The organism is Micromonospora sp. AKA38 (genome assembly GCF_027925725.1).
Lineage (GTDB): Bacteria > Actinomycetota > Actinomycetes > Mycobacteriales > Micromonosporaceae > Micromonospora.
Genome location: NZ_BNEI01000007.1, coordinates 645,315 through 657,231 on the forward strand (window position 1 = coordinate 645,315; position 11,917 = coordinate 657,231).

Annotated in this window: 10 protein-coding genes; 4 read left to right on the forward strand and 6 right to left on the reverse strand. The window is 71.3% G+C overall.

Annotated elements, in window-relative coordinates:
• Positions 1-11: 11 nt before the first annotated feature.
• The 4 genes from TPA0908_RS30295 to TPA0908_RS30310 are packed head-to-tail and all read left to right on the forward strand — an operon-like array spanning position 12 to position 3,375.
• Positions 12-899 carry a sugar phosphate isomerase/epimerase family protein gene (locus TPA0908_RS30295; protein ID WP_281933460.1) on the forward strand — a complete coding sequence of 296 codons (888 nt, stop codon included), beginning with the start codon at positions 12-14 and terminating at the stop codon, positions 897-899.
• Positions 896-1,957, forward strand: coding sequence for a Gfo/Idh/MocA family protein (locus TPA0908_RS30300; protein WP_281933462.1), 1,062 nt, complete (start codon positions 896-898; stop codon positions 1,955-1,957). The genes TPA0908_RS30295 and TPA0908_RS30300 overlap by 4 nt, the downstream gene beginning before the upstream one ends.
• 1 nt (position 1,958) lies before the next feature.
• Positions 1,959-3,035 (forward strand): Gfo/Idh/MocA family protein, encoded by a 1,077-nt coding sequence (locus TPA0908_RS30305; RefSeq protein WP_281933463.1) that lies wholly within the window; start codon positions 1,959-1,961, stop codon positions 3,033-3,035.
• A gap of 46 nt (positions 3,036-3,081) precedes the next feature.
• Positions 3,082-3,375 carry an alcohol dehydrogenase catalytic domain-containing protein gene (locus TPA0908_RS30310; RefSeq protein WP_281933464.1) on the forward strand — a complete coding sequence of 98 codons (294 nt, stop codon included), beginning with the start codon at positions 3,082-3,084 and terminating at the stop codon, positions 3,373-3,375.
• A 120-nt stretch (positions 3,376-3,495) separates the two neighbouring features.
• Here the strand turns inward: TPA0908_RS30310 and TPA0908_RS30315 are convergent, their stop codons facing one another.
• The 6 genes from TPA0908_RS30315 to TPA0908_RS30340 all read right to left on the reverse strand — a co-directional run.
• Positions 3,496-4,956 carry an endo-1,4-beta-xylanase gene (locus TPA0908_RS30315; protein WP_281934682.1) on the reverse strand — a complete coding sequence of 487 codons (1,461 nt, stop codon included), beginning with the start codon at positions 4,954-4,956 and terminating at the stop codon, positions 3,496-3,498.
• Between the two features lie 308 nt (positions 4,957-5,264).
• On the reverse strand, positions 5,265-7,157 hold the full coding sequence (locus TPA0908_RS30320; protein ID WP_281933465.1) for an EAL domain-containing protein: 1,893 nt from the start codon (positions 7,155-7,157) through the stop codon (positions 5,265-5,267).
• Positions 7,144-7,764, reverse strand: a complete 621-nt coding sequence (locus TPA0908_RS30325) for an RNA polymerase sigma factor (protein ID WP_281934604.1) — start codon at positions 7,762-7,764, stop codon at positions 7,144-7,146. The genes TPA0908_RS30320 and TPA0908_RS30325 overlap by 14 nt, the downstream gene beginning before the upstream one ends.
• Positions 7,764-8,057, reverse strand: a complete 294-nt coding sequence (locus TPA0908_RS30330) for a hypothetical protein (RefSeq protein WP_281933467.1) — start codon at positions 8,055-8,057, stop codon at positions 7,764-7,766. The genes TPA0908_RS30325 and TPA0908_RS30330 overlap by 1 nt, the downstream gene beginning before the upstream one ends.
• Positions 8,058-8,269: 212 nt before the next feature.
• Positions 8,270-11,452 carry a helicase HerA domain-containing protein gene (locus TPA0908_RS30335; protein WP_281933469.1) on the reverse strand — a complete coding sequence of 1,061 codons (3,183 nt, stop codon included), beginning with the start codon at positions 11,450-11,452 and terminating at the stop codon, positions 8,270-8,272.
• Positions 11,452-11,917 (reverse strand): hypothetical protein (locus TPA0908_RS30340; RefSeq protein WP_281943777.1); only part of this gene is annotated, 466 nt, incomplete at its 5' end. The genes TPA0908_RS30335 and TPA0908_RS30340, both read right to left, overlap by 1 nt.

The window sequence follows — 11,917 nt, forward strand, 5'->3', positions numbered from 1 at the left end:
AAGGAAACATCGTGCAATTCGGCTTCAGCTCCTACTCCTTCTACCAGCACCTGCGTACCGGCCGGATGAGCCTCTTCGAGGTCATCGACTGGATCGCGGCCAGCGACGCCACCCACATGGAGATCGCGACCGTGTCGCTCTCCCCGGAGATCTCCAACGACACCTCCACCCTCGACCAGGACCCCGATCTCGTACGCGAGATCAAGACCCGCGCCGCCGACCAGGGCGTCACGCTGTCCAACCTGGTCGTCCCGGCCGACCTGCTCGGCGCCGACGCCGACCGGCACATGCAGCGGGTCAAGCGGCACCTCGACGTGGCCGCCGAGCTGGGCATCACGCTCTTCCGCCACGACGTCGCCAAGTGGGCGCACCGGGCCAGGGACGTCGCCGAGTTCGAGGCGCTGCTGCCCCGCATGGTCGAGGCGTGCCAGGAGATCGCCCGCTACGCCGCGCAGTACGGCATCACCACCAGCGTGGAGAACCACGGGCTGCTGATGAACGGCGGCGAGCGGGTCCGACGGCTCATCCACCTGGTCGACGAGCCGAACTTCAAGACCACGCTCGACGTCGGCAACTTCATGTCGGTGGACGACAACCCGGTGGTGGCGGTCGCCGGCAACGCGCCGTACGCCAGCATCGTGCACCTGAAGGACTTCTACGTCCGCTCGCAGTTCCCCGGCGACGGCTGGCACCACACCCCCGGCGGCACGTACCTGCTCGGCTCCATCGTCGGCTACGGCGACCTGGACATGCGCCGGATCGTGCGGGGGATCCTCGACGCCGGCTATGACGGTTTCGTCTCCATCGAGTTCGAGGGCATCGAGGAGTGCCTGATGGCGAACCCGATCGGCCTGGCCAACGCGAAGCGGCTCTTCGCCGAGGCGGGGGCCCCCTCATGAGCCGGCTCGGCGTGGGCGTGATCGGCGTCGGCAGCATCGCGGACATGCACCTGGGCGCGTACGCCGCCAACCCGGACGTCCATCTCGCCGGCGTGTTCGACGTCAACCAGGAGCGGAGCGCGCAGAAGGCGGAGACGTTCGGCGTGACCCGCGTCCATCCCACGCTCGACGGCCTGCTCGCCGATCCGGAGATCGACGCGGTGAGCATCTGCACCTGGAACGACACCCACGCGGAGATCGCCACCGCGGCGCTGGACGCCGGCAAGCACGTCCTGGTGGAGAAGCCGTTGAGTCGTACCGCCGGGGAGGCGCAGGCGCTCGTCGACGCGGTCGCGCGCAACGACCGCCATCTCCAGGTCGGTTTCGTCCGGCGGTTCGGCGCGAACGCGCTGGTGCTCAGGTCGTTCGTCGACGCCGGGATGCTGGGCGACGTCTACCACGCGCGGGCGACGAACATCCGACGGCTCGGCAACCCGGGTGGCTGGTTCGCCGACCGGGCGCGGTCCGGCGGCGGGCCGCTCATCGACATCGGCGTGCACGTCCTGGACCTCTGCTGGTACTTCATGGGCACGCCGCGGGCGGTCACCGTCAGCGCGGTCACCCACTCGCCGCTCGGCAACCGGGCGAACGTCACCTCGCTGTCGCGCTACAAGGTCGCCGACTACGACCCGACGCGCAGCGACGTGGAGGACTTCGCCGCCGCGCTGATCCGGTTCGACAACGGCGCGTCGTTGATGCTGGAGACCAGCTACTCGCTGCACGCGCTGGAGGACCGCCTCGAAGTGGCGGTCTTCGGCGAGCGCGGCGGCGCGGAACTCGAACCGGCGCTGCGCATCGCCACCGAGATGCAGGACACTGTGCTGAACGTGGCACCCCAGATCGACCATCTGTCGTTCGACTTCGCCGAGGGGTTCGCCAACGAGATCGCGCACTTCGTCGCGCTCTGCCTCGGCGAGGCCGAGGAGGTCGCGCCCGTCTCGCACGGCGCGGAGGTGATGCGCATGCTCGACGGGATCTACGAGTCAGCGCGGACCGGTCGAGAGATCAGGCTCTCCTGACATGGCCGACGCACGGGGACCGGTCCGGGTCGGCGTGGTGGGATGCGGCAACGTCAGTTCCCGGTACCTCGCCAACCTGGCCGGCCAGCCGGCCGTCACGGTCGCCGCCTGCGCCGACGCCGACCCGGCGCGGGCCCGGGCGCTCGCCGCCGCCCACCGGGTGCCGGCGGTGCTCCCGGTCGACGACCTGCTGGCGGATCCGGGTCTCGACCTGGTGCTCAACCTCACCCCGCCCCGGGCGCACGCCGAGGTGAGCCTGCGCGCGCTGGCGCACGGCAAGCACGTCTACACGGAGAAGCCGCTGGCCACCACCATGACCGACGCTCGCCGCGTCCTCGACGCCGCGCGGGCCCGGTCGTTACGGGTCGGCACCGCGCCGGACACGTTCCTGGGCGTCGGGGCGCGGACCTGTGCGGCGCTCGTCGCCCGGGGCGCGATCGGCACGCCGACCTCGGTGGCCGCCGCGATGATGAATCCCGGGCCGGAGCGGTTCCACCCGGAGCCCGAGTTCCTCTACCAGGAGGGCGCCGGCCCGCTGTTCGACATCGGGCCGTACTACCTCACGGTGCTGACCGCGCTGATGGGTCCCGTCGTCCGGGTGGGGGCGCTGGGCGGCACGGCGCGGGCGCAGCGGGAGGTGCTGACCGGGCCCCGCGCCGGGTCGACCTTCCGGGTGGAGACCCTCACCCACATCAACACCGTGCTGGAGTTCGCCGGCGGGGCGCTGGGCACGCTGGTGACCAGCTTCGACGTCGCGGCGACGCGTACGCCGCACCTGGAGATCCACGGCACCGAGGGCACCATCGTCGCCGCGCAGGCCAACTCGTGGGGTGGCCCGGTGCTGCTGAAGGGGCCGGGCACCGACTTCGTCGAGGTGCTCCCCGGCCCGCGGGGGTCCGACGGGTTCATGGGGATGGGGCTGGTGGACATGGCCGAGGCCATCCGGACCGGAAGACCGGCGCAGGCGACGGGCAACCGCGGGCTGCACGTGCTGGAGGTGCTCACCGCCATCGCCGACACCGCCCGCACCGGCGGCGGCTTCGCCACGATCGGGTCGACGCTGGAGACCGCCGGCTGAGCGGAGGCTTGCGCTGGAGCGAACTCCAGCGCCTGGCGTCGCCGCCATGGCACAGACGACAGGCATGGCACTGACGTCGCCCGGCGGAAGCTGGACGCCGTACACGTTCGAACGCCGGGCTCTGCGCCCGGACGACCTCGCGGTCCGCGTCACCTGGTGCGGGGTCTGCCACACCGACCTGCACGCGGCCGAGGCGCTGACCGCGGACGCCCCGCCGGGCCATTTCGTGGCGCTCGGCCCCGGCACCCGGAGCACTCCGCGCAGCGGCTGCGGATCCTTCAGGAGCAGGAGGAACGGCTGCACCGCCGCCGCGCCGAGCTGGACGAGGACCTGCGGGTGATGCGGCACAAGATGGCGGATTTCCGCGACCTGATGGCGCACGGCCGCACCTGCGAGGACGACGACCTGCCCGACGACTGCGGGTGGCCCACCGTCACCACGGTGAGCCACCGCCTGTCGGTCAGTTGGCGACGAGCCGGAACTGCTGGTTGGCCTGGCCGTTGCAGTCGTAGAGCTGGACCTGCTGGCCGTTGGCGGTGCCCCAGACGTCGAGGCAGCGGCCGGACTGCACGCCGCTGATGGTGCCGTTGGAGTTGACGTTCCACTGCTGGTTGGCCTGCCCGTTGCAGGCGTAGATCTGGACCGCCGCGCCGTTGCCGGAGCCGGCCGCGTCCAGGCAGCGGCTGCCACCGTAGATGGTCAGTTGCTTGCTGCTGGTGTACGTCCACTGCTGGTTGGTCTGGCCGTGGCAGTCGTAGAGCTGCACCCGGGTGCCGTTGGTCTGCGACGAGTTGGGCACGTCGACGCACCGGCCGGACTGGCTGCCGACGATCCGGCTGGCGCCGCCGGACGGCGGCGGCGTGGTCGGCCCGGAGGTCGGCGTCGCGGTCGGCGAGGTGGTCGGCCCGGGGCCGTCCGCGTTGAGCGCGTTCAGGACCGAGGTGTACGCGGCCTTCTTGTTGCCGCCGCCGTCGAACAGCAGCGGGTTCTCGTTGGAGCGCCACGAGTCACTGTCGCGCACGCCCCACACGGTGATGCCGATGCAACGCGGCACGTTCAGGCACGCCTGGGTCAGACCCTGGTACTGCGAGGTCGACGAGTTGGTGACGTCGACCTCGGTGAGCGCCACGTCCACGCCGAGCGCGGCGAAGCTGGACAGCGTGGTCTGGAAGTTGCTCGGCAGCGAGCTGCCGCCGGTGAAGTGGGTCTGGAGACCGACGCAGTCGATCGGCACGCCCCGGGACTTGAAGTCCTGGATCATCCGGTAGACACCCTGCGTCTTGCCGTACGACCAGTTCTCGATGTTGTAGTCGTTGTAGCAGAGCTTCACCGACGGGTCGGCCGCCCGCGCGGTGCGGAACGCCACCTCGATCCAGTCGTTGCCGGTGCCCTGGAGGTTGGAGTTACGGCGGCTGCCGTCCTCGTTGAACGCCTCGTTCACCACGTCCCACGCGGCGAGCTTGCCCTTGTAGTGGGCCATCACACCGTTGATGTGGTTGATCATCGCGTTGCGCAGCGTGCTGCCCTGCATGTTCTGCATCCAGCCGGGCTGCTGGGCGTGCCAGGCCAGCGTGTGACCGCGCACCTTCAGGCCACGCTGGGTGGCCCAGTTGTAGATCTGGTCACCGGAGTTGAAGTTGAACTGGTTCTGGTTCGGCTCCGTCGCGTCCGGCTTCATCTCGTTCTCGGCCGTGATCATGTTGAACTCACGCGCCGCGATGGTGCTGTACGTCGAGTCGTTCAACCGGCTCGCCGCGATGGCGGTGCCGAAGTAGCGGCCCGACTGCGCGGCGGCGGCGCCCAGCGTGCTGGCGGCCTGGGCCGGGCCGGGCACCACAAGTGCGGCCCCGGCCAGGGCCAGCGAGCCGGCGGTGGCGGCCAGCAGCAGGCGGTAGGGGCCACGCCTTAGTAGACGTTTCATGACACTCCTCTACATATCGGATGAGGATGCGCAAGGCTGTGTGCACGGACCGCGCACCTGGCGGGGACACCACCGGGACGGTGGTGCGCGGTCCGGGTCACCGGCCCCGAAACTTCCGGAAGACTACCGGTAACTTCACCGCAACATACTCGCGACATGTTGATCGGTCAACGTCAATGAGCCCAGAAGCTGGCTCGGCACAGTCGCCGAAACTTCCAGTCCCCGGGTGCCCCGCGTCAGGCGATGCGGGGACCGACCGAGATCCGTCAACTCGTCCGGACCGCGGCTCGCACCGCGCCCGACGACGATCAGCCGAGCGCGGTGTACTGCGGCGGGAACCGCAGTTCCAGCTCCACCGTCTGCGCCTCCGTCCGGCTGACGGTTATCGGCTCGGGTCGTCCGGTCCGGTAACCCTGGGCGAAGTCGACCCCGAGGTTCCGCAGCAGCTCGATGGTCTGCTCGTCCTGGACGTACTCGGCGGCGACCCGGATGCCGAGCGCCTCACAGAGCTTGACCAGCATGGACACCAGGGCCTGACTTGCCGGCGACTGGCAGAGGTCGACGATGAACGTCCCGTCGATCTTGACGAGGTCCACCGGGAGTTGCTTCAGATGGGTGAGCGTGCTGTAGCCGGTGCCGAAGTCGTCAAGTGCCAGGTGGCAGCCGACCTCTCTGATCCCCGTCGCGAAGGCCAGCGCCTCGTTCCGGTTCTCGATGAGGGCGGTCTCGGTGATCTCGAACGTCAGACACTCCGGCTTGACGCCGTGCCGGTCGATCGCCTCGGTCACGAAGGCGAGCAGCCCCGGGTCGGCGAGCGACCTGCCGGAGAGGTTGACCTGGTAGTGGGAGGTCTGGGCACCCCGGCCGATCAACTCCAGGGCGTGGTCGACGACCCACTTGTCCACCGTGAGGATCTCCCCGACCCGCTCGGCCATGTCGAGGAAGGCCCAGGGTGCGACCGGCTCACCGGTGTCACTCCGCACCCGCAGCAGGATCTCGTGGCGGGTGACCTGGTTGAGCTGGAGATCGACGATGGGCTGCGCGTACAGGGCGAATCTGTTCGCCGAGACCGCGTGCCGCACCCGGGAACGGCACCGGTCCGCCCGCTCGCCGTCGGCGACCGGCTGGTCGAGCACGGTGATGGAGGCCGCGTTGCGGCGGGCGTCGCGGGCCGCGTGCTCGCCGTCGACGAGCAGGTCGAATCCGCTCGCACTGATCCCACCGCCGAAATGCACCACGCCCGCCGAGGTGTTGAGTCGCACCGTCTTCTGCCGGACGCTGAACAGGTGGTTCCGGAACCGCTCGACGATCCGAGCCGCCAGGCGCTCGGCGTCGTCCCCCGCCGGCGTGAGGAGCACTCCCCACAGGCCGGAGCCGACCAGGCCCCCCGTCAGCTCGCTCCCGACGACCGTACGCAGGAGACGGGCGACCGCCGCGGTCAGCTGGTCGCGGTCCTCGTCGGTGAGTGCCTCCGGCAGCCGGGTGGCGGGTTCGGTCGCCACGACGACGACGGCGCCACCGGTGGTGCGGCGGGCCCGATCGACCTTGTCGATGACGTAGCCGCGGGTCGCCAGCCCGGTGAGGGCGTCCCGCGCGGCCGGGTCGGCGCAGAGCATGCGGCTGCGGACGGCGAGCCGGCGACGTTCGCGCCGGGCGAGTTCGAGCGTGGTGACGTCCTCACCGGTGGCGACGATTCCGGACGGCTCGCCCTGGTCGGTCGTGATCTCCAGGTGGCAGTGCACGTGGCGGATGCTGCCGCCGGGGCGGATCACCCGGAAGCCGACCTCGCCGGGACGCTTCCGCTCCCATACGGCCCGGACCGCCGCACGGACCCGCCCCGCGTCCCCGGGATGCACGAGGCCGAGAAGCGTGTCGGGGGTGAGCCGGAACGTTCCTGGCGCGTGCCCGAAGATCCGCGCCATCTCGTCCGACCAGAAGATCCGCCCGACGCCCTCGGTCCCACCGGCCGTCCAGGTGACGGTGCCCAACTTCGACAGTTGGGCGGCGCGCGCGACCCGGGCCGCCTCGTCTGCGTCGCAGGTCAACGGGTCGACGAGGTCGGCGTCGACCAGGATCTTGTAGCCCTCGGCGAGTGAAACGTCGTACTGGCTCTGCGCGGCGCGCGCGACCCGCCGCGCCCGGGCGAGTTCCAGCGGGCTGGGCGTGGTCTCGGCCAGGGCCAGGATGTCATCGAGATCCACGGCTCTCCCCCTGCCGCCGGTGACCGTCCGGGCCGGTGTAGCCGGCCTCCTCGGCCAACTCGCGCAGCCCTCGCCGGGCGGCCACCTTGTAGGAGCGGACGCTGTTCTCGGTCAGCCCGAGGATGCGGGCGATCTCCTGGTTGGAGAATCCCTCCTGCGCCATCTGGAACACCTCGGCGTGCCGCGTCGGGAGCTGGTGCAACCAGCCCCGCAGCGTCTCCTGCGCCTCCCACACGTCGGCGATGTTCGAGCGCGGCACCGGCGGCAGGTCCTCCGGGGCCATCGCGGCCTCCCGCTGACACCGCTGACGGTCCTTCATGATCTTGAACCGCGCGGTGACCACGATCCAGCCGATCGGCCGGTCGTGGGCCCGCAGCTCGGACCACTTGACCCGCCCGTGCAGGTACGCCTCGTTGAGCGCGTCCTCGACCACCTCGCGGTCCCGGCACGCCGACCTGAGGATCCGCTCGACCTGGTGGTAGGAGGCCTCGGCGAACACGGCGAACTCCTGGTCGTGCGCGGCCTTCACGCGAGCGGCCTCAGCCTTCCGTGCCGTCTCGCGGTCGGCCTGGTCCGTCGTCAGGACGGCGGTGCCCTCGAACTCCATCACGCCGCCTCCTCGACGGCCTCGGCCTTCGCCACGCCGCGGCCACCCAGCTCCACCTCGCGGTGCCCGTCGCGGTCGCGCTCCACGATCCGCACCATGTCGTGGTCGGTCTCCGCGAGCCTGATCAACCAGGTGACCCGGGCTGTGGTACGTGTCGTCGCCTCGCGTTCCTCCTGTATGCGTGCCCGGTACGCGACCCACGCGCGCACCAGTCCGGCCGCTGCCCCCGCGACGGCCACAGCCACGGCCATCACCTGATAGCCGGTGAGCGGTTCCGCCAGCGCTTCGTTCATCGTTCCCCTGCCCCCTTCGGTCGCCAATTACTATCCGTGGCGGGCAGCGGATGTAGACGCCTCCGCGTCCACAATGTTCTCGAAGATCGATGATCAAGGCTTCTGGCAGCGCATACAGCACAAAGTCATCTCATCGGAACGCTGCGCAAAGTGGTCATGACAATCCCATGGGGGCAATTTGCGCGCAGCTTTCCGTCACTCTCGGCTACCGATCAACCACCACGACCGGTCCCGCGCGCCCGGTCCAGCACCTCTTCGACCGTGAGCGGGCTGCGCGGGTGGTGGCTCAACGACAGCGGCGTGCGGATCTTCCGCGGCGCGGCGCCCTCGGCGGCGAGATAGAACTCGCCCACCGTCAGCCGGGAGATGTCCGGCACGTCCCCGCCCTTGGCCCGGGCCATCTCGCGAGCCGCCTCGATCTGGATGGGGCTGTTCATCAGGCCGTACACCTGGGTCGCCGCGTTGCCGGGGATGCGGTTGTGCAGCCCCTTCGGCGCCTGCGTGGCGAAGATCAACCCGAGCCCGTACTTGCGGGCCTGGGCGGCCAGCGCCAGCGTGCTCTGGGTGCAGGCGGTCATCGCCCCCGACGGGGCGAACGTCTGCGCCTCGTCCATCACGAGCAGCCCCAGCAGCGGCCGGTCACCGGCCGGGTGCTTCTTGATCCAGGCGAACAACGCCATCTGGAGCTGGTTGACGAAACTCTGGCGGACGTCGTCGGACGGCAGCCCCACCAGGCTGACGACCGAGACCCGGGACCGCTTGCCGGCGGCGGGGGTGAGCAGCACACCGGGGTCCATCGGTGTGCCCTCGCCGCCGAAGAGCGGGTCGTTCACCATGGCGGCGGTGAGCGTCTGGGCGAGGCCGAGACCGATCTTGTCGGCGTCCTCCAGGTGGATGATCCCGTCCGGCAGGTCGGCGAGCGTGTCGACGAGGCCCTTCAACCGGGAACCGCCGCGCCGGCCGTAGTGCTCGACGGCCTTGCGCAGCACCGCCAGCCCCAGGTGCGCCCGGGTGGCCCGTCCGGTGACCATGGCGCGTGGCGCGAGCGCCACGACAGCCGCCTCGACGGCTTCGCCGAACTCGTCCGGGTCGTCGCGCACGCTGGTGAAGTCGGGCAGCGGCTGGAAGCTCAGCGGACGGCCCGAGCTGCGGCGCGGCGTCCAGACCACCACGTCGGTGTGGGCCAGGTAGTCCGCCGCCCGGTCCGCGTCACCCGGCCGCCACTGCGGCGGCGGGTCGGGCCACGCCTCCCCGAGCCGGGCGAGGTCGTTGTTGGGGTCGAGCACGATGGCGGAGACACCCGCGAGGGCGCACTCCTCGACGATGCGGCGGATGAGCACGGTCTTGCCCGACCCGGAGCCGGCGAAGATCGTGGCGTGTTTCCGGAGCGCTTCCAGGGCCAGCGGGACCGGCGCGTCGTCGTCGTACCCGTGTCCCACCACGAACGCCGACCCGGTCGCCGCCGTGGGACCGCTCGCGGCCGAGGGCGGCGTGGGCCGGGTCGCGGGCCGGGTCGATGCGGGCGCCGGTGGCGGTCCGCCGGCCGCCGTCCACCCGTCGACGTCCGCCAGCGCGTGCCGCAGGAACGCCAGGCTCCGGGTCGGACGCCGCTCCGCCAGCCAGCCTCGCAGGTCCATGGTGGTCTCGGCGAGCATCACCCGAAGCGCCGAGAGGGTCCGCAGGTCCTCGTCGTCCAGGCCGATCGTCCGGCCGCCCGCCGCGTGGAACGCGTCGAGCGTCCTACGGGTGGCCGCGCTGGTCGACCAGTCGCGGTTGCGCAGCAGGAACAGTTTGCGTTTCGTCAGCCCGGTGTCCAGGGCCGACGCCACGCTCGCCTTGCGGAGCCGGGCCAGCGCCGCGTTGCCGTGGTGGTTGTCGCTGATTGCCCGGAAACACCAGTGCACCTGGTCCTCGGTGTGCTCGTTCAGCGTCAGGCGCAGCCGGGCGTGCAGCGGCGGGTCCGTGCTCGGCGGCGGATCGACGCTGAACGCCGCCCCGGCGTCGCCGCGTTCCAGGATCCAGGCGGTGAGCCCGGCGGTCAGCAGTGCCGGCATCGTCCCGTCCTCCGACGCCCGATCGCGCGGCGCGACGAGGTCCGCGGCTGCTCGCAGCTCCGCGAAGCGGGCGTCGTAGCGGTCCGTCTCCTCGGCGGTGGCCGTCGCCGGAGTGGGCCGGGGCACCCGGGACGACGCGGCGGACGGTTCGCCCAGGCCGGTCATCTCCCGGACCTCGTCGTCGGCGAGGCAGGCCCGGATGTGCCCGTCAATCTCGATCAGCAACTGGCGCGGGGTGAACGATCCGGCCCCGGCGAAGGCGCGCGGGGACACCGGCCACGAGGGGTACGGCGGGGAGAATCCGACCCCCTGGTAGCGCAGCGCGAACCGCTTCTCGACGATCGCCCGGCCCAGGTCGGCGTCGTCGATGCGGCGCAGCATCGGCGTCTCCCGGAACCGGTCGGCCACCGTGTCGGCGGCGGTGGACCGGATGATGGTCCACGAGTTCGGGATGCAGGCGAGCACGGTCAGCGTGCGCCGCGTCGTCTGGCGCAGCGACATCAGGCCGTCCGCCATCCGGGCCAGCGTCAGCGCCTGCTCCGGGCTCATCGCGGCGCCCACCACGGCCGGGTCGCTCTGGATCGCCAACTGGGCGATCAGCGTGTCGATCTGGTCGATCGCCACCACGGACGGGCCGGTGAGCGCCAGCAGCCAGGACAGGTCCTGCACGATCTGCTGGGCCGGGCGCGGCACCCGACGCATCCCCCAGGCCGCGCGTTCACCGGGCGTCATCTCCTCGCCGGAGAGGAAGTAGTTCTCCGCGACGTCCCGGTGGGAGATGTTCTCGGAGGCGCTCAGCGCGAGCGCCCGCGCCGTCTCCTGGCAGGTACGGGCCGCGTGCCTGTCGAAGTCGCCAAGCCCCTCCAGGAACGCGTCGAGTGCGGCGCGGGTGAGTTCGGTGTCGCCCATCACCGCCCGGCGGGCCGTCCGGGGCGCGCCCACCAGCGCCGACAGGCGCCGCAGCAGCAGCTTGAGCTGCGTCTCCGGGCTACCGGGCACCGGCCGGGCCAGGCCGTCCAGCATCGCGGCGAGCACCCCGTCCCAGAAGCTTTCGGCGTCGAGCAGGCCGACCAGGAAGAAGTAGCCGCCCCGCTCCTGCACCCGCTCGCGGATCACGCCCAGCAGGTGGGTCTTGCCGGACCCCCGCTGACCCTGGACGACCAGGCCGAGCGGGCTGCCGTGCGGGTTCGACGCGGCCTCGTCCACGCCGGCGAGGACGTCCCGGACGACCGGGAGGTGCAGGCCGTCGACGTGGAAGGGCAGCGGGCGCCACACGTCGTCGGGCACCGGCGCCCAGTCGAACCGCAGCGCTGCCAGCGCGGCCCGTTCCGCCTCGTCCATCACACGCCGATCGCCAGCAGGTGGTTCTCCTGCCCGCCGAGTCGCAGCGCCGCCACGTGGTCCGCCTCGGTGAGCGTCTTCTGGTTCGACTCCGGTGCGATGCTCACGCCGTCGCTCCGGCTGAGCCCGCGCAGCGCCTCGTCCAGGTGCTCCCGCGACACGTCGGCGAAGAACGGGCGCAGCCGGCGCAGGCTCACCCAGGCCCCCGGCTCGTCGGCGAGCGCCCGGTAGGCGCTGACCACGCGCGCCTCCATCGACCCGGTCGGCCCGGCCGCCGGAGCGGATGCCGGAGCGCGCACGTCGGTCAGGGCGAACAGCTCAGCCAGCGTGGCGCAGCCGCTGCGCGCCAGGACGCGTTCACGCAGATTGGTCTGGAGGGCGGCCAACGCGGCACCGAGCGCGGACGCGCCGCGCAGCGTGAAGTCGAGGTCGGTCTGCATGCGTACCCAGCCCTTGTCGTCGAGC

Coding starts and splice junctions, on each gene's coding strand:
- TPA0908_RS30305 (WP_281933463.1), top strand. CDS start 1,959: ATGGCCGACGCACGGGGACCGGTCCGGGTCGGCGTGGTGGGATGCGGC.
- TPA0908_RS30315 (WP_281934682.1), bottom strand. CDS start 4,956: ATGAAACGTCTACTAAGGCGTGGCCCCTACCGCCTGCTGCTGGCCGCC.
- TPA0908_RS30335 (WP_281933469.1), bottom strand. CDS start 11,452: ATGGACGAGGCGGAACGGGCCGCGCTGGCAGCGCTGCGGTTCGACTGG.
- TPA0908_RS30330 (WP_281933467.1), bottom strand. CDS start 8,057: ATGAACGAAGCGCTGGCGGAACCGCTCACCGGCTATCAGGTGATGGCC.
- TPA0908_RS30310 (WP_281933464.1), top strand. CDS start 3,082: ATGGCACAGACGACAGGCATGGCACTGACGTCGCCCGGCGGAAGCTGG.
- TPA0908_RS30300 (WP_281933462.1), top strand. CDS start 896: ATGAGCCGGCTCGGCGTGGGCGTGATCGGCGTCGGCAGCATCGCGGAC.
- TPA0908_RS30325 (WP_281934604.1), bottom strand. CDS start 7,764: ATGGAGTTCGAGGGCACCGCCGTCCTGACGACGGACCAGGCCGACCGC.